The following is a 23204-nucleotide window of genomic DNA, read 5'->3' as shown; positions in this document are numbered from 1 at the left end:
TTATTATTTCTTTTTACTTAAGTCGGGATTAAAGAAAACACCTACCTGTATTCTATCGAAATTACCATTGCTGAAATGATTTTTTAGATAGCCCAGCTGCAGACTGCTGTTATGGGTAATATGGATGCCCAAAGCAGCGTATAGTCTGTTTTGCCCAAAGGCATTGTCCTGGAGATTGATAAAAATCTCATCATAAAAATTCAGAAAAAATGTGTCTGTCAAGGGCAAAGTGGCCTGTAACCTATATCGGGCGCGGTGTTGTGTATCCTTACCATTGTCCCCAAATTCCTTATTATCTATAAAGCGTTGTTCCAACCGGTATCTATGCTCAATAAGAAACTCCCATAATTTGTCTTTTAAGATCAATTGCTGAAAGATCCGGTGTTCCAAGATCTCATTCCCAAGGAAGGAAAAATCATCCTGTAGGGCCGCAGACTCCTCAAAGGTTGGGTCTGTATCTATATATCCATATCCCAGGGTTGCAATGGCATTTTCATTGATATGGTAATTGAGACCCGTTCGCAATAACAATTGATTGAAATTGCCGGTTGTCTCATAATACCTGAACTGCGCTTCTGTATGGATGCTGAATTTGTCCGAAATTTTATTGGTACCAAAATACATGTACCAAGCACCAAATTTATCTTCTCCCGTTTCTTGGGCGTTTGTTGTTGCCGTAATTATCAGTACTAGAAATAAAAAAATCTTCTTCATGGTTGTTTAAAATTTAAGCTTCCCATTCTGAGAATCAAAAGGGGAAGCTTTACTGTTGCATGTTATTATATCAATTATTGGATTCCATTTCAATCTTGGAACCATCTTGGATAGGATCCGACTTTTCTTGTTTTAAGTAGACATCCAAGAATTCCAAAACTTTTCCATAGGCCGTAATTTGATTTTCTTTCTTTACAAACCCATGGCCCTCATCTTCGAATAGGACGTATTCCACGGGAACCCCATTTTTCTTCACGCCTGCAACGATCTCATCCGATTCCACTTGCAATACACGTGGATCTTTTGAACCTTGAAGCACAATCAACGGCTTTGTGACCTTATCGGTATGGAATAAGGGGGATATCTGCTTTAAACGAACGGAATCTGCACTATTGGGATCTCCCAATTCCTTGTAAAGTGCTTCTTTTTGGGCCTCCCACCAAGAAGGGATACTTCTTAAGGTCCTGATCCAATTGGTTACTCCAAATAGGTTTACCCCTACGGCAAACTCCTCGGGGGTATAGGTCAGTGCCGCCATGGTCATATAACCGCCATAGGACCCTCCAATGATCCCAATCTTGGAGGCATCGATTTCCGGTTGTTTGGCGAGCCAATTCTTGCCTTCCACGCAATCTTTTAAATCTTTATCGCCATGATTCAAATCGTCCATTTGATAGAAAGTCTTCCCATAACCACTGCTACCCCTATTGTTTACGGCAAGGACGGCATAACCGTGATTGACCAGGTATTGAATGAACGAACTGAAATTTTGCCTGGACTGTCCTCCAGGTCCGCCATGTACCCATACCAGGGCAGGAACTTTATTTTCTGCTGATGCCTGATGTGGCCTGTAATAGATGGCAGGGATTTCCACCCCATCAAAGGATTTATAGCGAATAACCTCTGCCGTAACCAGATCCTGTGCTTGGATTTCCTTGTTGAGCACATGGGTCAGCTGTACCTGTTTTTTGGTTTCCAAATCATATACAAATAGATTGGAAGGAGTCTGTGATCCGCCGGCATAAAAACGCATCAGTTTTTCATCATCCGAAAAACGTACATCGGTTATGTCCATGTGGTCAAATTTTGGCAATTCAATATTCTTGCCAGTAGCCACGTCCATAACTTCAATAACATTCTTTGCATCCTGGTTGATATAGGTCACCTGATACGTGCCATTCTCTGTAAATGAGCTACCGACAATATCCCAATTACGCTCCATGACCTTTTCATAGCTCTTGTCATTCATATTATATTTCATCAGATAGGCAAATTCTGCACCATGATCGGTCGTATAATAAAAAGATGTTCCATCAGGGGTAAAATCTTCCCCGCTATTGGCGCTTTGATGCTGATTTATTTTGGTCGTGGACCTGTCCTTTCTATTGTAAAGGAAAAGATCGGAATCGTTCGTATTGATCGGTTTTATTAGCGTAACAACATTCTTGTCATCCGAGATGGGACCAATATAGTATCCCCCTTCATTTTTGTATAAAAGGGTAGGGGTAAAGGTTTCCAGATCCATCTCATAAAGATCGGTATACCTTTTATCCCGTTTATTGGAGGTGTACATGAAACTCTTTTTGTCCTTGGACCATCCGTAAAATGAAGCTTTTGCCCCAACATCTGGAGTAAGGTCTTTATGTGTGCCATCGATATCCCGTACATAAATGTGGTCTATCTCATCTCCATTGTTGTCCATATTGAAAAGCATACGCTCGTCTTTTGGGAAATATGAAATGGCAAATACAGAAGAACTATCGGATGCGGAGACCGGTAGTAGATCCCCGCCATCAACCGATACGGTATACATGTTGTAGATCCCCGACCTGTTACTGGAGACCAATAGTTTGGATTGGTCCGGGGAAAAACTACCTCCATAGATAGACTCATTGTCCATCATCTGCTCTATGGTATAGGTTTTCATGTTGTCCGCTATGCTGGGCGCGGAACTTTCTTTGTTCTCCTTACATCCCCAAATAAGAATAACGGATAACAGTGTGATGATTTTTTTCATCTCAAATTGATTTAGTTCATCGTGAATTTTTTGGTTTCCTTGAAGGGGGAATTGTCCAATTGCTCAATGGAAATTCTATAATTTTTCCACTTTTCTTCGAAAAAGACATTGGTAGCTTCCAGAGCTTTTTTGAGTTCCTCTTCGGCAAAGGATACCAACTGCTTCTCTGTGGCGGTAATACCTGTTTGCCTGCTTTCTACATATCCACTTGCCTCACCAATACGTTGCATTACTGTAATTTCAGGGTTTCTGGTAATTCCTTGGCGTTTGTCCTCTTTTCCAAGGTAAAGCGCCATAACGGTATCTATTTCCTTGATGATTTCACCAGAGGCTTTGATTTGTTCTTTGTACTTTTCCTTATCGAGTTCCTTGAGATCTTTTTGGGTCTGTTCGGCCACACTCTTGCTCTCAGCCAATTGTTTTACCGCATCTGCCGCGGTCTGGGCATAACCCTCCAATTTTTTGGCGGTCTCGTACACCTCGTTGATGGAAGCTGTGGACACATTCAATCTTGGATCGGATTTCACTTCAACCGTAGTTTCATCGCTGGCTTCACCATAATTGACCACTATTTTGTAAGTCCCTGGCTTAACCCGTACGCCACTTGGCTCACTTTTTCTTTTGCTCACCTTTCTTGATGCCCTGTCCGGACCTTTTTCATCCATTCTCCAATAGATTCGGTGGAATCCAGCTTTTTCCGGAGTTTTATATTTTAAGGTTCTGATCAGTCTTTCACCATCATAAAAGTTAAACGCAATGGAATCCTTTGTTTTGGTATCCTTCTTTTCTTCTTCTTTAGACTCCTCTCCTTCACTATCATCTTTCTTTTCTTCTTTGGCAGCAGCACTTTTCCCTTCTTTTAGGTAGTAGGTGATCATGGCCCCTTCTTTTCTGTTCTCCCCGTTGTAAAGATCATCCGCTCCAAACCTACTTCCTGTAGGTTGTTGGTATGCAGCCTGATAGGCCGTAGGAGGGGTGAAAATGGATATTTCCTTGTTCAATATGGTTTTGTCCGAAGAAACGGCCCTTAATGGGCGAATATCATCCAGAACCCATGCGGCCCTTCCAAAGGTACCGATCACCAGATCTTGTTCCCTTGGGTGGATCGCCAAATCTTTGGTGGAAACGGTTGGGAAACCTTCCGTCCATTTCTGCCATTGAACGCCAGCATCCATGGATACATACAATCCGTCATCTGTACCCAAGAACATTAGGTTTGGATTTTCGGTATCCTCAATGATGGATAGGGTGTATCCTTCAACATCCGATTGGTCTACAATACGTTCCCAGGTCTTACCGTAGTTTTTGGTCCTGTAGGCATAAGGGGTATAATTGAACCTTCTGTAGTCATTGGCAATCAATAAGGCTTCTCCCTTGTTTTTGCTCGATGCCCTTATTTGGGGAATCCAGCTGCCACTGGGAAGGCCTTTGATATTTGCGGTAACCTCTGTCCAGCTTGCACCCCCATTTTGGGTGTAGTGCACTCGGCCGTCATCCGTACCGATCCACATCATATCCTTTTCGACCGTTGATGGTTCAATGACCAATATGGTACAGTGGTTTTCTGCCCCAGTAGCATCCATGGTCAATCCGCCACTTTCGCTTTGTTTTTGTTTTTCGGGATCATTGGTGGTCAAATCCGGGGAAATGACCTTCCAGGTTAAACCTTTGTCCGTGCTTTTGTGCACAAACTGGCTGCCAAAATAAACGGTGCTATTGTCAAATGGATCTTGGCCGATACCGGAATTCCAATTGAATCGAAGTTTCGTTTCGGCATCTGGTGGCGTGGGCCTTACAATATAGTTGTTACCGGTTTTCCAGTCGTAACGGGAAACATAGCCTTGCTGACTCATGGCATACCCAAATTGGGAATCATCCTTGTCCGGTACCACATCAAACCCATCACCAAAGGCAATCTCTTGCCAATAACTATTTCTAATCCCTTGGTCTTTCCACACATAGGCAGGGCCTCTCCAGGAACCGTTATCCTGCATCCCTCCGTATACGTTGTAAGGAAATTCGTTATCGGTACTGATATGATAAAACTGGGCAACAGGAAGGTTTCCAATAAACCTCCACGACTGTCCACCGTCTTTGGTAATATTCATGCCACCATCGTTTCCATCCATCATAAACTGCCCGTTCTCAGGATGTATCCACCACGCATGGTGGTCTGGGTGAACGCCATTATCCACGCCATAAGCTGGCATCAATTCTTTGAAATTCTTTCCACCATCTTCAGATACATTGATATAGGTAAAGACAGAGTAAACCCTATTTTCATTTTGTGGATCCACATAGATCTCGGAATAATAAAATGGCCTATTACCAATATCTTCCTTGTCATTTATTTTTTCCCATTTAAATCCTCCGTCCGTGGATTTGTAGAGCGCATTTTTTTTTGCCTCTACCAATGCGTAGACCACATTGGGCTTATTTCTGGCAATTGCAACACCAATTCTACCGAGCTCCCCTTTGGGCAAACCCTCCTTGTCTGTTAGCTTCTTCCAGGTTTTACCACCGTCATGGGTCATATGAAGTCCGCTGCCCACACCACCAGACTTAAAGAACCAAGGGTCTCTTTTGTGTTCCCACATGGCGGCAATCAATTTATTGGGATTGGTAGGGTCCATCACCAGATCGGCGACCCCGGTTTTGTTGTTGACAAAAAGAATTTTTTCCCAAGTGGCACCACCGTCAGTTGTTTTGAACACCCCTCTCTCCGGGTGCTCTCCCCAAGGAGACCCAATGGCACCCACGTAAACCACGTTCGGATCTGTGGGGTCTATTACAATTCTATGGATATGTCTTGTTTTTTCCAATCCCATGGAGGTCCAGCTTTTACCGCCATCCAAGGATTTATAAACACCATAGCCACCATTTAAACTGTTTCTGGGGTTACCTTCACCCGTACCTACCCAAATTACGGATGGGTTGGATTGTTGAATGGCCACCGCACCAATGGAAGCAGTTACCTCTTTATTGAAAATAGGTTCCCATTTGATCCCTCCTGAGGTCGATTTCCAAAGGCCGCCCGAAGCGGTCCCGACATACATTACGTCAGGATTGTCGTGAACCGCATCGATGGAGGTTACACGTCCACTCATTCCAGCCGGACCAATGTTCCTAGGTTTTAGATCTTGGACCATGTCCATTGTAAATTGTTGTGCAGATAGGCAGAGCGACGCGAAAAGCATCACTACAGGGAGTAATTTTTTAGTCATCTTTTAATTCGGTTAATTAGTCGTTTTAAAGATAACCAAATCTAGCCATAGAATTCTTAAAGGTCTGTTAAGGAATTGGTTGTTGTTCTATGGGACCTTAGGGGATGTACATTTGGTAGCCATCAGATCTATTGGGTATCCCTTTGTGATCTAGAGGGTTGAACTATGTGAAGTCAGGTTTATTCACTGCTATAGATGTCCCCATCCTTCATCACAAATTTAACATCCTTCATTTTAGATATGTCTTCCAAAGGATTCCCCTCTATGGCAATAATATCTGCCAGAAAGCCCTTTTTGATCTCCCCTAAGTCTTTAAGATGAAAAATGGATGCGTTGCCTGAGGTTGCGGCTTTAAGGGAAGCCAAAGTGGACATGCCATAGGCAACCATCAGTTCCAGTTCCCGGGCATTTTCTCCATGGGTAAACACACCCACATCACCTCCAAATACAATAGCTACGCCAGCTTGAAGGGCCAAATTAAAGGAAGCCTTTTTTTGGGTAATGCGCTCAGGTTCTGGCCCTTTTGCCTTATTCCAACCACGGTATTGCTCTATGGCATCACCCGCTGCTAGGGTAGGACATAGTGCCACCCCTTTTTCTTTCATCAATTTAAAAATTTCCAAGGTGCCCCCGTCCCCGTGTTCAATGGTTTCCACACCTCCCAATATGGCTCGTCGCATACCCTCCGGTGTTCCTGCATGTGCCACAACATATCTGCCTGCACTTGTTGCTGTGGCCACCATGGCCTCAATTTCCTCCAAAGAAAAGGTGGGTTGGGAAGGCTCTCCAGCGCCCCAGCGATAATCTGCATATATTTTGATAAAATCGGCCCCATTGCCCATTTGTCTTCGAACCGTTCTTATGGTTTCTTCCTTCCCGCTGGCTTCTTCGGCCCCCAAAGGAACAGATACGCCATCGTGAAAGCCTTTGGGCCCGTAGGCACCCGTAGCGACAATCGCGGGACCTGCAACCAAAAGTCGGGGCCCAGGGATAATACCTTCTTCTATGGCCTTTTTTAGATAAACATCACTGTAGCCTGCCCCTTCGGCTCCTAAATCGCGCATGGTGGTAACGCCGGCCATAAGCGAATTTTTGGCATGGACAACACCTCTAATGGCCCTTTCCACGGGTGATTCCTTGAGGACCTGGTCATTCCAAGATGTTTCGTTATAAGGATGAAGCAAAAGATGGGAATGCCCCTCTATAAGACCGGGCATTAATGTTTTTCCGCTTAACCTAATTTCTGAAGTGTAGGTTAAGGGTTTCATGTCTACCTCTTTTCCCGCAAAGGCTATGGTATTATTATCGACAAGTACCACCCAATTATCATGGAGTACTTTTCCGTCAAATACCCTATCGGGTCTTAAGAGGGTTTGGGAAAAGGAAAGTGTAGTTAAAAAAACGGTGATTATGAATAGTGAAAATCTCATAATGTGCTCTTGGTGTTTTTGGTGTATCTGAATACTTGAAATGGTATAAATTCTAGGGTTTTAGTTGCCGATCGCGTTCTTGGCAATCTCTTCCAATTTTTTGGTAATCATTTCCTGTGAAAGCCATTTTCCTTGAACCATAACCCCTGAGATTTCTTTAAAGGCGGCAATGTTCTCCAAAGGATTGGAATGCAGAAGGACCATATCCGCTGCCTGTCCTTCCTTTACTTCCCCGAAAGTTCCTTCCATCCCAAAAAATATAGCCGGATTGAGGGTCCCCGATTGCAAAATTTCCAGAGGGGAGAGACCTGCCGTATGCATGCCTTCTATTTCATGGTGTATGGAAAATCCGGGAACATTGAACAATTGAGGGGCATCTGAACCCAATAACATGCCATGGCCATGATCCTGTAGCTTTTTGATCAATGCCCTTCTTATGGCCGTAAACTGCTCCCATTGCTGAGGATCAAAATTGGTATCCTTCCCAGTATATTCGTCTTTTCTTTTCTTCCAATCAGCCAAAGTACTAGCGGGCATATATTTCATTTCGGGCTGTTGCAACAGTTCGTCGGAACCAATAGGGGCAAACCAACGTTCAAAAAGACTTTGGGTGGGAACGATCCATACTTCATTTTCTTTGGCCAATTGTACCAGTTCATCCATATTGGAAGGATCTGCCAAAGGGGTGAAATCAAATCCAAAAAAACCATTCTTGGTAGGGTCTACCTTCCTGCTTTCTGGGACCAGCCCTTCTAGGAACCCATCTACATGATCAATGGCAGCGTATTTACTTTTCAAGGCATGGCGAATACCCACGGCAACCGGTACATGACCGGCAAAGGGAATCCCAACGTCATTGGCCGTCTGGACCACCTGGTCAAATACTCCCAATTGGATACCTGGATGGATTTTAAGAAAATCATAGCCTTCCTTTTTATAGGCAGTAATTTTTTCGATGGCTTCTTCTTTGGTCGGGACAGAATTTCCATTGAGAGATGGACTGGAAGTAAAAATGCGAGGACTTAAGATTTTACCTTTTTTTGATTTATCCCGTAAAACCAGATGGGAGGGATGGCCCAGCATGCCCCTAATGGTTGTAATGCCATTGGACAGATATAGGAAAAGCGTTTCCTCTATGCGTTCCTCACTGGTTGGTGGCTGTGGAATATGGGCGTGCATTTCAGCCAGCCCTGGGATCAGGAATTTTCCATCTCCAGCTATTAGGGTACCGTAATCTTCCAGATTGGCTATGGATTGCTGGATGCTTTTGATTCTTCCAGAATCGGTAACTACCTGTTGTTTTTCCAAAATTGTACCGTTACGGACATCCACGATGTTGACATTGGTAAATACGATGGCAGATTGCCCAACTTTTTCCTTCAAAGGGGAACAGGAAAACAAAAGTCCCAGTCCGAGGAGAATACTAATTCTTTTCATATGCATGTGCAGTTCTTAATTTGTTAGTGCTTCCAACATGCTTGCCAATTGCTCTTTGGTGTACACCTTGGCGTTGTGGATAACGCTATTAATTTTTTGAGTGTTGTTGATATTTTCCAGCGGATTGGCACCCAAAAGGACCAAATCTGCCTGCTTTCCTAAGGCAATTGTACCATGTGTGGTATCCTTCTTGAGGAAGTGGGCACCGTTGTAGGCTGAGGTCCTAAGGGCTTCCAGAGGTGTCATTCCTGTCAGGACCATGGCTTCCAATTCTTTGTGCAAGGAAATGCCTGGGTACGTATATGAGTTGTAGGCACCACTATCCGAGCCGGCCAATAATTTTACACCAGCGTCATTCAATGATTTTGTCAACGTCCCAAAAAATTGGTCCAACTCCTTTCTGTCCTTTCTCGCTTTTTCAGAGGCCCTGAGGGCACTTTGGATCCTGCCTTCATAGGTTTTTAGGATGCCCTTGCCCATATATCTTAAATATGGATCGTTTTCATGATCCACTTCGTCCAAATAGCTCAAGGTTTTTCCAATATGGAGGGTTGGGACTACATAAACATTTTTGTCTTTAAGAAGGGCAAAGGTTTCTTGTGCGGTACTGGATTGGTAACCTTGTTGCAATAGTGGCATGGCCTGCCAAAACCCTATCTCTTTATTTTTCAACATTTGTGTAACTTCATTTTCCACTGCCGAACAGCCCTTCATGATATAATAAAGATGTTCCACCGCATCAATACCCGCATCCACCGTTTCTTTCAGGGTGACGGTAAAGGGCATATGCCCAGAAGTGATCAGTCCCCTCTTGTCCGTTTCCTTTAAGGTGTTTATATAGGCTTCACCGGAAATTCTACTGTCATATATCTTAACAAAGTCGGTCTTTAAAACCTCCAATGAATCCAGAGCGCGGTTAATGTCGTTATCGGTAACCACTTCCAGTGAGCCGGCCCAAGTGCCATTTGGACCGTCTATTTTTGGCCCTGAGGTATAGATGGTCGGTCCGTCCAATTCTCCCGCATCAATTGCTTTTTGCCATTGCATCACACTAGGGGTTAGGTCTCCACCGGCATCGCGGACCGTGGTAATGCCATGGGCAAGAAAAAGTGGAAGCAAGTTTTTATTTTCTATTATAAGGCTATCCCCGCCTCTAAAATGGGTATGGTTGTCCCAAAAACCGGGAAGAATGTAGTTGTTAGAGGCGTCTATTGTTTTTTTTGCCTCAAAGGGCTCATCATTTTCAGGAGATTCAATCTTGACAATTTTACCTTCTTTGATGTACAGGTCCTGTGATGTTAATTTTCCGGTAGTCAGATCTATGATTTGTCCATTTTGGATGACCAGATCATAGGATTCCAAAGGATGTGTTTTGCAACTGGATACATAAAGGACGACAAGGATAGGAAGAATATATTTCTGAAGTTTCATGCTTCTAAAAATAATTCAAATTAATTGAAGACCGATATTTTTTAGGACATATTCCTAAGAGCCACAAGAATTCTTGGCAGAATGATGGTATTTATGCAAGCAATAGATAGTGCGGAGCTAACGGTTGATAAATTTTCGGATTTCAATAAACAGAAGGATAAACAAGGAATATCCAATGAAAAAAGGAATAATATATGCTGTTAATTCAAGGATCAACATCACGCTGATAATCAATAGTTGAAATCCCAATCCAAATGTAGACACCGCTGTCATAAACCAATTTGGCAGATGATCACCTTTTGGAGCTTTTTTATCCAAATAATAGATGATCTTATCAAAGATCCCATAACAAAATTTATATAAGGCAAAAAGGATATTGACATTGCGCTGGTTTTCACCCCTTAGGGCCACGGGTACCTTGTTTTCAAAAATTCTACTGGTGGTATCCCCATTATTTTGGTTTCTCAATATTGCATAATAGTAATTGTACAGGGTACCCTGCAGCTGAAGACCGGCAAATGCCAATAATGTATACAGCAAACTACCTTCAGAAATGTGCCAGATGGTCAATAGTATAAAAAAGTTCAGGATAATGTCAGAAACGGAATCCAGGTAACGACCAGTATAGGAAGGCTTCTTTTTTATTCGGGCAAGTTCCCCATCCGCAGCATCCAAGACCGACTTCAAAATCAGAAAAAAAGCAGTCGCTATAAAATACTGGTGGTACATACACAAAATAGCGAGGATCCCAGAGATGATAAATCCTATGGTAACATGTACCGGGGTAAAGGAGGTGTTTTGAAGGGCTTTGGCAATGATCACCGCAACAGGTCTTCCGTAGTCTGAAAGATCTAGAAATCGATGCTCTTTAGGTAATTTGGACATTGTGATTAAAGATCCAAGGTGATGTTTTAAAACTAAAAACGAAAACACGCAGGTTTAGTGGATACCTTGGGAGCAATAGGTCGTAAAGATACGATTTAAATTACATTTTTTTTCTCCAAGCCAACACCAACACTAGCTTGGAGAGTGAATATGGGTTTATGAATAGTTCGTTTTCTGTTGATGATCCTCCTATTACCTGGGATCAGTCCTCGTTCACTGCTGTAAGGTTATACGGGATATAATTTTCCCATGCCCAAGGGGTGTACACATCCATAAGGGCAACCTCCAATAATTCCTTAAAAATACTTTCCCCATTATCGGAATTGCTGAGGATCATGATGCCTTTTTTTGTTTCTGGGAAAATGATGGTGTAATGTTGAAACCCGTTGCCATGTCCCTCTTTAAATGCCGCGTGTCCATGGGGAGTTTTAAATACGCCCCAACCCAGGGCATAGCTAAGTTCAATGCCGTCATTGGCCTTGGATATTTGCTCTGAACCGGGAGGGAATTGGGTAAGACTCCGAATCCGTAATTGGGGCTTGAACAGTTCTTGATAGGACGATTTTTTGAGGATCTTGCCTTCCAGGACACCTTGCATAAAAAGACTATAGTCGTATGGGGTGGTTTCCAAGGTACTGGCCGATCTAGGTTCGTTGTCCATATCTTTTTGGTACACTTCCCCTTCCGAATTGTGTCCAAATGCAAAATCCTTGGAAAAAAGGTCTTGCCATTCATAACTGGAGTTGTACATCTGTAAGGGACGGAAAATTTTTTCCTGTGCCAACTGCTCCAAATTCATACCGGTCAACTTTTCAAGTACCACCTGTAAATAAACCATTCCCTCACCGGAATAGCTAAATTTAGTCCCCGGTTCAATATGTACTTTCAGTTTCTTATCAGCTTCATCCCATCTCCAATTTGGAAATCCCGAGGTGTGGTTCAGGCACATTCTGGCCGTTATCTTGTGGTAAAGGGAGTCGTACTTCAATTCAGAAAAGTCATCATGCCACCTGGTCAATGGCTGATATTCGTAGATTTTTTTGGGCAAATAGGATTCCAGAGGAGTATCCAGATCGATTACCCCTTCCTCCACCAATTTCATTGCCAACACTCCAAAAACAGCCTTGCTCAAGGAAGCCCCATATATGTTGGTATGGATTTTCAGGTCTTGATGGGCCGGGTAGTTCTTAAATCCGAATGTCTTTTGGAATGTAATCTGATTATCCTCAAAAACAGATATTGCCAACCCATGGACCTGAGCATCGGATACCAATTGTTCAATTTTAGCGGTCAATGAATCTTTGGATACCGCTGAGCCATCCAATCGTTCAATGGTAGGGGATTGGGCTGCAATAGGGTAGGAGAAGAGCATTGCAATTCCGAAAAAAAGGAATAGGGCATTGGTTTTTCCCTTTCCTTTTTTCCTCTTTAAGAAAGGAAATGCCAAAGGATAATAGCAGGTCTGTGAATTGATCGCTTTGAAAATATTGAACATGGTAATGGCAATACTTCCAGGTATTACGGTAATAAAAAAAAGAAAACCATAACCTTCAATGGTAAGAAGTGAGATGAATGAAATTACATATAATATGGTTATACTAATTTGGAAATTCACAATTTTGATACCATGGCTATTGTACAATTCGTTGTCCTCCCGCTTGTGAATCCAAAGGAACAATGGGAACAATATATTCCCTAATGGCAATAAAAGGCCAAGAGTTTAACGGTCTGGAGGTGTGGATTGACATCTCCTTTTTCAATTCGTTGAATGGTGCGTATGGTGACCTGGGTTTTCTCGGACAGTTCTTCCTGTGAATAGCCTTTTAATTTACGTTGGTAGATCAAATTTGATCCAATGGATCTAGTTTCCATAATTTAGATTTTCTGTTTGATACAAAACTATGGCTGCCACTTGGTCTTTGTTACGACATTTAGATGTCACCTATATGTCATTTACAACGATTATGGGGCTTAGGGAGCTTTTTCTTTCAAAAGCTATCTTTACCAAGAGGGATGATCTCGACTTCCAATAAGTGAAAAGGATGCATTTTTTATGGTTTTGTACCCACTAAATATAGGAAAGTTTGGGAGGAAAAAACAAAACTCCCATGATCTGCTTTGAACATGGGAGCGCTACTGGAATATAAATTATTTATTGTAGATCAAAGATTGGGCTTTTATTCTCGCCAATCTTTTTTCGGTTACCGTAAGGGTTTCCTTTGTTTTTTCAAGAGTTTCCTTGTTGGATTCAATATCGTCGTTCAGATCCTCAATTTCTTTTTTTAATTTTTCAATCCTTTCAGTATCATCCACTATTTCCTCATTCAGATCTTCAATATCTTTTGTTAGATCCTCGAAGTTTTTGGTAGTGTCCTCCAACATCTCACGATAATAGACAGGAAGGTATTCCTTCAAGAAATTTTGGACGATACCATTTAGGGCCTTGTACTGCTTTCGCATATTTTCCCTGCCGATATAATTTTCTTCTCCAAGGACGGCAAAAACCTTCATTTCGGACCCAAGTTCGTTCGCCACGATATGGGTGTAAAATTCCATTTTATCGGGAGATATCTTATTGATGGTTACCTCTTCCGCTGACAACAGATCTTTGTTTTGAAGGAAGCCGATCCCTTTTAGTTTAAAATCATAATTATCATCGAGATAGTCCCTCCACGCCTCCTTGAGTTCGTCCGGTTTTGGGTCAAGGCTTACAGCGATACACGGTCTTAATTTGTCATTATGGGTTATGGTCCCATCCTGTGGTTCAATGGTCTGTGCGGTTAAGCCGCTTACGGTCATAAGACCAAGAAAGGCCATGTATAAATTTCCTATTCTTTTAAATTTCATTTCTAACGAGTTTAATTAGTAAGTTACTATGTTTAGGGATTCACCAAATAAGATTGGCATAAGGTATAACCCCAATACTTTAGGTCGAAGAACCGGGCTAATACTTACTCACCTATAATTAAACGGCTACGTTCCCTTAAATCTTTGAGGTCATTTTTTTCACCGAAGGATTCCTCTGCCATCCGCAATACCATTTTGGCATGTTTGTGAACGGCTTTTTTCTGTTCTTGATTTTTGGTGAACTTATTTATCGTTATAAACGCTTCCATCAATCTGATCACCACAGAGGGACTCCCGCTGGCAAATTGTCGTATTTGATTGAAGGCAACGTCCATCATACCTTGAAAAGAAAGACAACTGGCAATGACCCTCAGGTTTTGTTCCTCATCAAAACGGTATTGTGAAGGAAATTTTACCTTGGTAAGATAGCACATGGTGGAGGTGAGATTATCTATGCAAGCGATGGCGGTATAAGGGTCATTGACCCCTGGGGATAGCGCTCTGCCGGCAATTTCCACCATTTGGTGAATTGAGAATTCGGAATCCTGCTGAGTGGTCCGTGATTTTCCAATGATAAAAACGTCTTGGAATTTTAAGGCCTGTTCGTCCGTATATTCCTCATGGGAGTACACCTCCCCAATTTCCATTCCCTCTACCAAATAATTCCCTGGCCTTTTGTGCAGGACAAGTAAAAGATTGTGCTTTAATGCCAATTCTGCTATCATCTCATTGTCCATGTAAAGAACATAGCCACTTTTTGGGGATACAATGTTATTCTTGAACGGGTAGGTTTCCTTTATTTTAATGACATTGGGGATGGCATGTTCCTCAGGTCCGCTCCCCAATTCTTCCGGAAACAATACTTTGAGGTTTTTGGAAAGAGTGCCAGAAATATCGGCAATAACCTTGTCTGCCTGAATACTTACCGCAATGTGATGAATAAATATGATCAATAAAATGATATTGGCAATGGCAGCTATAATGGAAAACAATACAGAAAATGAGGGTATAAAAGATAGCTGGTCCGTGGATTTGACAGAATTAAGAATAATAAGACAATATACATAGGTTGAAATATAGGTTCCCAAAACAATCTGGTTGATTCGCTCGTGCATAAAATTTTGCAAAAGACGTGAACCAAATTGGGAAGAAGCGAGGGTCAACGCTACCAGGGTGATGGAAAATACCGTTCCAGCAACACCTATCATGGCACCAGAAATGGTAGAAAGTACAGCTCTTGCAGAATCTACACTACCTGTAAATATCAATTCAAATCCTCCTGAGGGCTTATAATCAATAAGATTGTCCAAATAAAGTAGCCCTATGGCCGCACCAATTGAAACCATAATGATCAGAATAGGAATAAACCAAAAGCTAGCGATCAATTCATCCCATATAAAGTACAATCGTTTCATAATACCCTCTTAATGTTTTCGATAATAGGGAACTTCTCCCATATGATATTCGAATTTACGGTAAAATAAGTCGAAGGGTTGACTCAATCACAAAATCTTTGGGGACAATTGGTATTGCCCATGAGCCTATTGTGTTTCAATGGGTATTTTTGGTATGGGGACCAATACATATGCTTTAATAGTGTATGCCAACCGCTTTATGTAGATAGTGTTTGTCGGTGAGTTGTTGTAGCATAAAGTGGGCGACATCGGATCTAGAGATCATTTTAGTGCGTATAAAACTGCCCAAATTATAGCCATGTTTATATTTTTCACGTTTTTTTCCATTGGTCAGTTGGGCAGGCCTTACGATGGTCCAATCCAAGGCACTGTTCATGATCAGTCGTTCTTGCTTGGCCTTATCCCTGAAATAAAAGAAGAGGATTACAGGAACTACAAATAGCGTATAATAGAGCCCAAGTTTAAACCTGCTATCATTGATGCCCAGGGAGGTTATACAGACCAGACGCTTTACATGCTGTTCTTCCATGGTGTTGATTAGATTGGCCGTTCCTTTTGATAGGATAGTGGTTGGAATTAAAAATCGTTTATGGCCCAAGGCAGATAAGACTGCATCTTGTCCCCTTACGGCGTTTTCTATGTCCTTTATTTGAAGAATATTTCCTTGCACTACCTTAAGGTTGTGGTGCTCTATTTTCAATTTAACAGGGTTACGGGCCAATACAGTGATATAGTGCCCTGCTTCTAAACCTTGGGTAATCAAATGCTGGCCTGTTTTACCTGTTCCCCCTACGATTAAAATTTTCATTATAAATGGTTTGTTCACTGTAAGTTGGTCATTTAATCTGTCAAAGTATCAAAAAGGTTTCCGAATTGCGGAAAATAAGGGCTCAATTGAATTACAAAAGGAAAATATTGCATTCAAATTAAGTGCTAAGAGTTAAACAAAAGATTTATTTCAAAGTAATGGTAGGGTTTATTTGCAATCAATTGTTCTATATCCAAATATGCAATATGAGCATCTAAAAAGAATAAATTTTTAATATTTCCTGGTTGGATATGGATATTTTCAAAACAAGAATCAGTAAAGCACCGCAGAAATATTACTAAAATCGGGATGAACTATATCGTTTTCGTAGAACATGATTTACAAATATGTGTAGTTCATCGAATAAATCGATTAGTCTATCGATAAACTGGGATTAAAAAATATCTTGCGGCCGATTGAAAATGGAATTGATAAAAAATTAAGGTTTTGGATAAAAAACCATTTAACATTTCATTGGAACATTAATGGTTTCTTTTTAATTCAATCATTTTGTTCAACTTTTGGTTGAAACATTTATTATCATAAAAAGGCTTTTATAAAGCCAGTTAAAGCAAATTATTTATATGGAGGACTTGATTATTTATTTGAAAATTAAAAATTTTAAAAAAAAATCAAAAAAAACTGAACCCTCCAATCTACTTCCTCGTACGTATAGAGAATCATCAATAATATCTATACTAAAATAAACAAAATAGATTATGATTATTGAAAGCGATGAAAAATGCATTTCATCGAATATTTTTACAACTATAACGTTGTAGTAGATTTTTAAATATATTTGGCAGAATTTAAAATTTAACAAATAATTATTAAGACACCTACAAAACACGTACGAAAAAACCACAAATTTTATTAACCAATTAATTCATTAACACATGATCAAACCATTACCAAAAAAAATAATCCTTGGAGCGGCATTCTGCTTTCAAGGATTATTTATGTTGAATGCGCAGACATCCGCCCAGGATATCTCTGCCAATCTGTCCCAAGATTCGCGGGTAACAGAATTCACCATGGAGCCTAATCGTGGGACTCCATCTTTAATTAAGTTAAATAGCAAGGGTGAGACTCTTTCTCTTGGTAACACCCCAGCTTTTCTTCGTTCCGTTCTTGGAATGGGACAGGAAACCACATTTGAGATTACAGCTACCACAACTTCCAATGGTGTGCAAGTGGACAAGTTCCAGCAGTACACCAATGGTATTAAAGTAGAGCATGGTGTTTTTAAGGCAATGTCCAAAAAGGGAATTGTTTTTGGTTTCACCGCAGAGTACTATAGTTTACCAGCTTCCATAACGTCTACACCTTCCTTATCGGAAAGTGCAGCCCTTCAAAAGGCGTTGGACCATGTAGGAGCAACAACCTATGCTTGGGATTATATCCAGAGCTTGGGAAATTCCCCAGAGATTACCGCAGCATATAATGAAGTGTACCCAAAAGGAGAGTTGGTATTCGTTGATAATTATTTAACGGATGTCGTAGATCTTTCTTTAGCATACAAATTTAATATCTACGCAGCTGAGCCATTGTCACGTGCAGATATTTATGTGGATGCAGCTTCAGGACAGGTATTGCTGTTGGATGCTATCATAAAACATGCCGACGGCAGTCATACCAAAGAAGATATCAAAAAAGAAATTAAGCCAGCGAAAAAAGCAGTTTATGGGCCAATGCCTTATGTGGCTGCCAGTGGGGATACCCGCTATGCGGGAACAAGAATTTTTGATACGTCAAGAGATTCCAATGGAAACTGGGTATTGAAAGGAATTACACCTTCCGGTATTGTCAATGAAACCTTATCCTACGAAGGTTTAGGGGGGCTACCGATCAATACACCACTTTCTCAATTTGCGGTGCCTATTATAGATGGGGACGGGGATTTATTGAATCCAGAAACGGCCGATAACAATTGGACTGCAGCAGAGCACAGAAAGGATGATTTTTCAATGCCTTACGGCCCAGTGGTACCGTCAGATGGCGTACCGTCTGTAGGACATAACGAAGCCCATAACGATGATGTTGCCTTGGATGCCCATTGGGGAGCAGAGGTAGTATTGGACTATTGGAAAAATGTGCACAACCGTTCAAGTTATGACGATAAAGGAACCAAGGTTACCAACTATGTTCATTACGGTGATGCTTATGACAATGCCTTCTGGAACGGAACGGCCATGACCTATGGTGATGGTAGTTATCAAGGTGGTCAATATCCGGACGGTTCTTTTGCTCCATTGACTTCCATGGACGTTTGTGCCCATGAAATTGGACACGGAGTATGTGAGTTTACCGCAGATTTGGTTTACCAAAGAGAATCAGGGGCCATGAACGAAGGGTTCTCAGATATCTGGGCGGCGGCAGTTGAGGCTTACGTTCTTTCACAAATAGATGGTACTTTAAATTACGACCCTTGGGGTATTGGCGAACAAATAGATGAACGCGATGGTGGTTTACAGCCAGGAGAGGCCGGATCTAGGGCTCTTAGATGGATGGACAACCCTAAATCTGCAGGTGACCCGGATTCATATGGTGGTCAAAACTGGATCAACCCAGAATGTGGAACCCCAACATTGGCCAATGATCAGTGTGGAGTCCATACCAATAGCGGTGTGTTGAACAAATGGTATTATTTATTGGTAACGGGTAGTGGAAAATCTTTTTCACCTGGTTTCAACAAACCTTCTGCAGATGATCAGATTACCGATGCAGGAAACCAATATAGCGTACAGGGAATTGGTTTCGATGCCGCTTCCAAAATTGCCTATATGGGTGAGACCATGCTTTCACCAAATGCCAAATTTATTGAAATGCGTGCCGCTTCCATATTGGCAGCCCAAATTTTGTACGGACCTGGATCCAATGAAGAAGTACAGACCACCAATGCGTGGCATGGTGTGGATATAGGGGATGCCTATAATACAGGAGACCCTAATACCATTGCCTTCAACGAGAGCAATGTTCAGATCTTTTCCGAGAGCAACGCCATTAATGGATGTGATGATGCCAATATTTTCCAAGTGTTTTTTACTGGGGTAGATGTTGATCCTTCGGCAACCATTAACTTGAGCACTGCTGGTAGTACTGCTACCTTAGGACAGGATTTTAGCCTTTCAACTAGTTCTTTGACTTTCTCAGGTTCTGAAATTAAGTCCTTGAATATTACTGTTTTTGATGATGCAGTTGTTGAAAATGTTGAAACCATTGTGTTATCCTTCAACTTTAATGGTACATTCCACAAACAGGAATTTTCTATAGCCGATAATGATTTTGCTCCTAGAACAGGTAACGATAGATTTGATCTAATGGCAACCGAAACTTTTTCAGTAGACGGTATACCAGCAGGATGGTCCGTAATTTCCTTGTCTGATGGAAACAATGTTTGGAAAGTAAACGGAGATGCTACTGCAGCTGGTAGGGCCTATATCAGTGATGGGATCACAGATCTTCCCATATATGACACGAATTCTACTTCCAATACCATTTTGAGGTCTCCTATGATCAATGCAGGAGCTGCCAATGATGTGACCGTTTCTTTTGATTGGGAAGCTGGTGGTGAATTGGAAGAGCCACTAGGTGCTACAATTTTTGACTATGGTGAATTTATGTACTCCTTGGATGGATCTAACTATGTTTCAGTTGAACAATATGCTGGTTCAGGTCCTTTGGGAGCTGTTACAGAAAGCGGATCTTATACTGGTATAATCAATGCTTTGGATGGTAAACCATTCTTCTTGGCTTGGAGATGGTTCAACGATACCAATGCAGGTACTGCATTTAGTTTTGCTATCGATAATGTGAAGGTAACAGCTAACCCAGCAGGTATCGAAACTCAAAAAGGTGAGTCAGCTACTACAAAGGTTTTTAAAGGAAACACCATATTCTTTATGAGTAATTCTGATAATGCTTTGATCGCCAAGATCGAAAATGCGTCTGAAGATTTAGGTTGTGTTACCATGTCGGTAATTGATGAGGGAACAAGTTTTAGAATATTCTCCAACATCAATACGGCAAGACCTTCAAAAGCTTTCAGTATTGCGGTAGCCAATGAAAATGCAACGTATGATGTAACCATGTATTTTACAGATGCTGAATTAAACGCATTTGATGATTCTATCAACTTTGTACCATTGATGGTTTCTTCCAATAATATGGATGATGCCACTGAAGATCCAAACAACATACAGTACAACGGTACACTTACCGATGTCAATGTTGCTGATGGGTTCCGTGCTTACACTGCCACTTTCAAAGGTTCTGGAAGTATGAGTATTGTTCAGGAGTTTAACTATACTCCAGTTGAACCAACTGAATCAACAGACCCTACCGTTCCTACCGATCCTACAGACCCTACCAATCCTACAGATCCTACAGATCCAGAAGATTGTAGCTGTGGTGATGATGATGTGAAACATGGTGGTAAACACTCTTGTGATCACAAGAACAGTAAGCATTATGTAAAAGGTAGCAAAGGGAACCTAGGATTCTTTACCGTATTCCCTAACCCAGCTGTAACTACAATTAATATAGATACAGATGCCAATATCTTGGCAGTAACTGTGATTGATTTAATGGGTGTTGTGGTTAAGTCCAAGGAAAGTGTACTACCTACCAATGCCGTACAATTGGATGTTGCCGGACTGAACAGTGGATTGTTCGTCATGAAGGTGATTACCGATAACGGTGAAATATTTGAACTAAAGTTCTTAAAACAATAGGTTTAATTTTTAGTTGATGTTAAAGAGGGTGGGACCAGTTTCCACCCTTTTTTTATGCTTCAATGTTAAGTTGATGGTTGTGTTCACAAGAAAATACAACTACGTACCTCATTTGGGCTATAGACCATGCTAGAAAAAGATCGGCGGTCCAGTGGGGAATTCCCTAACCATTGGAGGTAATCTCCGGCCAAAAATTACATGGGAAAAAGGTGCCGGGCTTAACCGGGTCATTGGTTCCATGGACCCTAAAGGCAACTCGAACCTAGGAATTGCAAGGCCGGTATTCAGAAAATGAAAATCACTGTTAATACATACAAAAAATGGGGTCCGATTAATCGGACCCTTTTTTTACATTTACATTAAAGCTGGGTGCTTTATAATCCTTTGGTAAATAATTTCCGGGTATGGTAATCATATTCCCATCTCTTGCCGCATGGTAATGGGGAGAAAGGATCTCAATTCCCGCCTCATTGCAACAGTCCTGTATATTTTGGTGTAGGTTGGAATAAATGGCTGCCTGCTTCCCGGCTTCTCTGGTGTGGGCGTTGATCTGGTAGGCCACATAAAAATCATCCAAACTGGTCTGGAATACAAAGGGCTTGGGATCTTTTAAAAGCATTTCGGTCCTATCAGCAGCTTTTAACAATGTTTGGTGCACCTCGTTCCAAGGTACGTCATAGCCTATGGTGATCGTGGTATGTACAATTAATCCGTCGGTGCGGGCTATGGTACTGTAATTGGTGGTATTTCCAGATAGAACGGCTGAATTGGGAATGGTAATTTCCTCATTTTTTATGGTTCTGATTCGGGTAACCAATAAGGTTTTTTCAATGACATCTCCAGTGATATCACCAATCTTGATCCGATCATTGATCTTAAATGGTCGCATATAGGTAATGACCAGTCCGGCAACCATATTGGCTATGGCCGTGGACGACCCCAAAGAAAACAAAACCCCAATAAAAACAGAAACCCCTTTGAAAATATCCGAATCGGATCCCGGAAGGTACGGGAAGATCAAGACGAACATAAAGGCGTACAAGAGAAACTTGACAATGCTGTACGTAGGCATGGCCCAATCAGAATGAAAGCCAGAAATCTTTAATTTTTCAGAATCAATTTCTGCAAATATGTATTTCACGAACTTGATCACATATTTCATGACGAAATAAATCACCAAAATGCTGAACAAATTTGGAAGGTAGGCCCAAATGGCAATCAAAAGTCCCTTGAATGGTGACCATATCAATTGGAAAAGAGCATCTGCCCATGTACGTGAAAATGGAAAAATACTAAATATGATGGGCAAAGTAATATAGACCAAAAGGGCATACACGAACCATCGCAATAATTTTAAGGCAAAAAGGACCACTTGTAGTTCTTGGTCAGCGCTTAGAAAGGTATAGTCCTTATAGGCAAGACTTTTCAACCATTTGTCTTTGTTTAGCATCAGAAAATCAAGCAACCTATTGTAGCCCTTACCGATCAACCATAAGAAAAACCAGGCAACAATTATTACAAGTACAACCAATCCGATACGCATCAATATTTTAAAAAAGGTATTCTCCTCTTTGGCCTTTACTATTGAATCTTTTATAATTGTTCTAAATTCATCTGCAAGTTCCGGCATACTCTTGTCGTACCATAGGGCATCTGTCTCGGAAATACTCATCAAGATAGATTCCCCATAAACGATATCATAGGTATTTTCAGATTTGACGCTAATAATGGAATCAATCTTTAAAAAATCGTCTTCGTAGAGATTATTGATTTTCTTGGATATGCTTTTTGCCCTATCGGATGGGGTAGAGGCCCCAATCTTTGAATACACATAAAATAGGGTGTCATGCAATACCCCCATCACAGGGAAGCCTTTGGCCGTTGAACGCAAGGAATTGATTCTGGACTTTTTCTCTGCTATCCGCTGATTCTCATTCTCCTTGATGCGCTGTAATTGGCGCTGGAGTTCTTCCTTTTGAAGATTATCCGTAGTTTTTAATGAGGACAACTGATTTTCAAGTGCTACCTTTTTAAGGGAGTCCGCAACTCGAAGTTGTTCCATTTCAGCAAGTTTATTATTGTACTGCTGAAGTGCTGCGGTATTTATAGAGTCATTGCTTACGTTTGTACTATCGGATTGGGCAACTACCTGCGCGTCTGCTCCAAAAAAACAAATCAGGGCCAAAAATACTAGGATGCACCTTTGCAAATTAATCATGTTCTAGATTCTTTATCAGAAGCGAAAATAAACTAAAAAAGGGAT

14 protein-coding genes are annotated in these 23204 nt (G+C 41.4%); 1 reads left to right on the top strand and 13 read right to left on the bottom strand.

Features of this window, described 5'->3' with window-relative positions:
- Positions 1-3: 3 nt before the first annotated feature.
- The 12 genes from WAA86_RS12970 to WAA86_RS12915 form a co-directional block, all read right to left on the bottom strand.
- Positions 4-714 carry a DUF2490 domain-containing protein gene (locus WAA86_RS12970; RefSeq protein WP_337301443.1) on the bottom strand — a complete coding sequence of 237 codons (711 nt, stop codon included), beginning with the start codon at positions 712-714 and terminating at the stop codon, positions 4-6.
- A 70-nt stretch (positions 715-784) separates the two neighbouring features.
- Positions 785-2731 (bottom strand): S9 family peptidase, encoded by a 1947-nt coding sequence (locus WAA86_RS12965; protein ID WP_337301442.1) that lies wholly within the window; start codon positions 2729-2731, stop codon positions 785-787.
- An 11-nt stretch (positions 2732-2742) separates the two neighbouring features.
- The gene (locus tag WAA86_RS12960; RefSeq protein WP_337301441.1) at positions 2743-5955 is read right to left on the bottom strand and encodes a WD40/YVTN/BNR-like repeat-containing protein; all 3213 of its coding nucleotides are present in this window, start codon (positions 5953-5955) and stop codon (positions 2743-2745) included.
- Between the two features lie 179 nt (positions 5956-6134).
- A complete protein-coding gene (locus WAA86_RS12955) occupies positions 6135-7385 on the bottom strand; it encodes a metal-dependent hydrolase family protein (protein ID WP_337301440.1) in 1251 nt (416 codons plus the stop codon).
- A gap of 60 nt (positions 7386-7445) precedes the next feature.
- A complete protein-coding gene (locus WAA86_RS12950; protein WP_337301439.1) occupies positions 7446-8822 on the bottom strand; it encodes an amidohydrolase family protein in 1377 nt (458 codons plus the stop codon).
- A 15-nt stretch (positions 8823-8837) separates the two neighbouring features.
- Positions 8838-10253 (bottom strand): amidohydrolase family protein, encoded by a 1416-nt coding sequence (locus WAA86_RS12945; protein ID WP_337301438.1) that lies wholly within the window; start codon positions 10251-10253, stop codon positions 8838-8840.
- A 117-nt stretch (positions 10254-10370) separates the two neighbouring features.
- Positions 10371-11138, bottom strand: a complete 768-nt coding sequence (locus tag WAA86_RS12940; protein ID WP_337301437.1) for a CDP-alcohol phosphatidyltransferase family protein — start codon at positions 11136-11138, stop codon at positions 10371-10373.
- A gap of 202 nt (positions 11139-11340) precedes the next feature.
- A complete protein-coding gene (locus WAA86_RS12935) occupies positions 11341-12843 on the bottom strand; it encodes a serine hydrolase (protein WP_337301436.1) in 1503 nt (500 codons plus the stop codon).
- The gene (locus tag WAA86_RS12930) at positions 12834-13010 is read right to left on the bottom strand and encodes a helix-turn-helix domain-containing protein (RefSeq protein ID WP_337301435.1); all 177 of its coding nucleotides are present in this window, start codon (positions 13008-13010) and stop codon (positions 12834-12836) included. Before WAA86_RS12930 ends, WAA86_RS12935 begins: the two co-directional genes overlap by 10 nt.
- Before the next feature lie 276 nt (positions 13011-13286).
- Positions 13287-13985 carry a coiled-coil domain-containing protein gene (locus tag WAA86_RS12925; RefSeq protein ID WP_337301434.1) on the bottom strand — a complete coding sequence of 233 codons (699 nt, stop codon included), beginning with the start codon at positions 13983-13985 and terminating at the stop codon, positions 13287-13289.
- Positions 13986-14089: 104 nt separating this feature from the next.
- Complete coding sequence (locus WAA86_RS12920; RefSeq protein WP_337301433.1) at positions 14090-15400, bottom strand: DUF2254 domain-containing protein; 1311 nt, start codon at positions 15398-15400, stop codon at positions 14090-14092.
- A 175-nt stretch (positions 15401-15575) separates the two neighbouring features.
- On the bottom strand, positions 15576-16208 hold the full coding sequence (locus WAA86_RS12915; RefSeq protein WP_337301432.1) for an NAD(P)-dependent oxidoreductase: 633 nt from the start codon (positions 16206-16208) through the stop codon (positions 15576-15578).
- 896 nt (positions 16209-17104) lie between these two features.
- On the opposite strand from WAA86_RS12915, the gene WAA86_RS12910 reads away from it, so the two are divergent.
- Positions 17105-20941 (top strand): M4 family metallopeptidase, encoded by a 3837-nt coding sequence (locus WAA86_RS12910; RefSeq protein WP_337301431.1) that lies wholly within the window; start codon positions 17105-17107, stop codon positions 20939-20941.
- A gap of 331 nt (positions 20942-21272) precedes the next feature.
- Here the strand turns inward: WAA86_RS12910 and WAA86_RS12905 are convergent, their stop codons facing one another.
- Positions 21273-23159, bottom strand: a complete 1887-nt coding sequence (locus WAA86_RS12905; protein ID WP_337301430.1) for a mechanosensitive ion channel family protein — start codon at positions 23157-23159, stop codon at positions 21273-21275.
- Between the last annotated feature and the right edge of the window lie 45 nt (positions 23160-23204).

This window comes from Sediminicola sp. 1XM1-17, from assembly GCF_037203765.1.
Taxonomy (GTDB): Bacteria; Bacteroidota; Bacteroidia; order Flavobacteriales; family Flavobacteriaceae; genus Sediminicola.
The sequence above is the reverse complement of the archived record's forward strand: the minus strand, read 5'-3'. Positions and strand labels throughout refer to the sequence as shown.

Excerpts from the sequence above, each read along its gene's own strand:
- WAA86_RS12970 (WP_337301443.1), bottom strand. The coding sequence starts at position 714 with ATGAAGAAGATTTTTTTATTTCTAGTACTGATAATTACGGCAACAACA.
- WAA86_RS12965 (WP_337301442.1), bottom strand. The coding sequence starts at position 2,731 with ATGAAAAAAATCATCACACTGTTATCCGTTATTCTTATTTGGGGATGT.
- WAA86_RS12960 (WP_337301441.1), bottom strand. The coding sequence starts at position 5,955 with ATGACTAAAAAATTACTCCCTGTAGTGATGCTTTTCGCGTCGCTCTGC.
- WAA86_RS12955 (WP_337301440.1), bottom strand. The coding sequence starts at position 7,385 with ATGAGATTTTCACTATTCATAATCACCGTTTTTTTAACTACACTTTCC.
- WAA86_RS12950 (WP_337301439.1), bottom strand. The coding sequence starts at position 8,822 with ATGAAAAGAATTAGTATTCTCCTCGGACTGGGACTTTTGTTTTCCTGT.
- WAA86_RS12945 (WP_337301438.1), bottom strand. The coding sequence starts at position 10,253 with ATGAAACTTCAGAAATATATTCTTCCTATCCTTGTCGTCCTTTATGTA.
- WAA86_RS12940 (WP_337301437.1), bottom strand. The coding sequence starts at position 11,138 with ATGTCCAAATTACCTAAAGAGCATCGATTTCTAGATCTTTCAGACTAC.
- WAA86_RS12930 (WP_337301435.1), bottom strand. The coding sequence starts at position 13,010 with ATGGAAACTAGATCCATTGGATCAAATTTGATCTACCAACGTAAATTA.
- WAA86_RS12925 (WP_337301434.1), bottom strand. The coding sequence starts at position 13,985 with ATGAAATTTAAAAGAATAGGAAATTTATACATGGCCTTTCTTGGTCTT.
- WAA86_RS12920 (WP_337301433.1), bottom strand. The coding sequence starts at position 15,400 with ATGAAACGATTGTACTTTATATGGGATGAATTGATCGCTAGCTTTTGG.
- WAA86_RS12915 (WP_337301432.1), bottom strand. The coding sequence starts at position 16,208 with ATGAAAATTTTAATCGTAGGGGGAACAGGTAAAACAGGCCAGCATTTG.
- WAA86_RS12910 (WP_337301431.1), top strand. The coding sequence starts at position 17,105 with ATGATCAAACCATTACCAAAAAAAATAATCCTTGGAGCGGCATTCTGC.
- WAA86_RS12905 (WP_337301430.1), bottom strand. The coding sequence starts at position 23,159 with ATGATTAATTTGCAAAGGTGCATCCTAGTATTTTTGGCCCTGATTTGT.